Below are 1,012 nucleotides of genomic sequence, written 5' to 3'. Positions count from 1 at the left end.
CACCTGAATTTAAGGAAGAAGCCGTCCGTCAGATAACGGAACGCGGTTATTCCGTTGCCGAAGTATCTGACCGTTTGGGTGTTTCTGCACACAGCCTCTATAAGTGGCTACGAGCTATCAAACCTGATACCAGCGAACAGCATGCCAGGGATTTACTGGAAGCCAAAAGCGAGATCCTGAAACTACGGGCACAGCTAAAACGTACCGAAGAAGAACGGGATATCCTGAAAAAGGCCGCGCGGTACTTTGCAAGGGAGCCCGACTGAAGTACCGCTTTATCAATGAGCACCGCACTGTATGGGGTGTGATGACGATGTGTCGGGTACTGCATGTCGCCCGGGCCGGGTTCTACGCGTGGCTGCACAACCCGGTCTCGGCGCGTGATAAAGATAACCAGCGTCTGCTGACGCTTATCCGTGATTCATATTCACTGAGCGGAGGCGTATACGGTTACCGGCGGGTTCATAGCGATCTGAACGAAATCGGGGAAACCTGCGGCAAAAACCGGGTGGGCCGTCTTATGCAACTGAACCGGATTAAAGCCGTGCGGGGCTATAAAGCACCACGGCGTATCGCCGGCCGACCTTCGGTGGTTGCCCCTAATCGCGTACAGCGGCAGTTTACCGTTGTCCGGGCCAATCAGGTCTGGGTCACCGACATCACTTACATCCGCACCTGGCAGGGCTGGTTGTATCTGGCGGTGGTTATCGACCTCTTCGCCCGTAACGTGGTGGGCTGGTCGATGAAGCCGACCCTCTCACGCGAACTGGCACTGGATGCGCTGATGATGGCGGTCTGGCGACGTAAACCGGACAGCGAGGTCATCGTGCACTCAGACCAGGGTTGCCAGTATGGCAGCGACGACTGGCAACGGTTCTGTCGGGCCAATAACCTGGCACCCAGTATGAGCCGGCGTGGTAACTGTTGGGATAATGCAGTGGCCGAATCGTTCTTCAGTTCACTGAAAAAAGAACGCATCAGGAAGAGAATATACAAAACCCGGGATCTGGCC

Annotated in this window: 1 pseudogene; it reads left to right on the top strand. The window is 55.5% G+C overall.

What is annotated here, in order from left to right:
- Positions 1-1,012 (top strand): annotated as a pseudogene (locus tag ABAC460_RS47905) (IS3 family transposase); the annotation flags it as partial.

This window comes from Asticcacaulis sp. AC460, assembly GCF_000495795.1.
Lineage (GTDB): Bacteria > Pseudomonadota > Alphaproteobacteria > Caulobacterales > Caulobacteraceae > Asticcacaulis.
The sequence above is the reverse complement of the archived record's forward strand: the minus strand, read 5'-3'. Positions and strand labels throughout refer to the sequence as shown.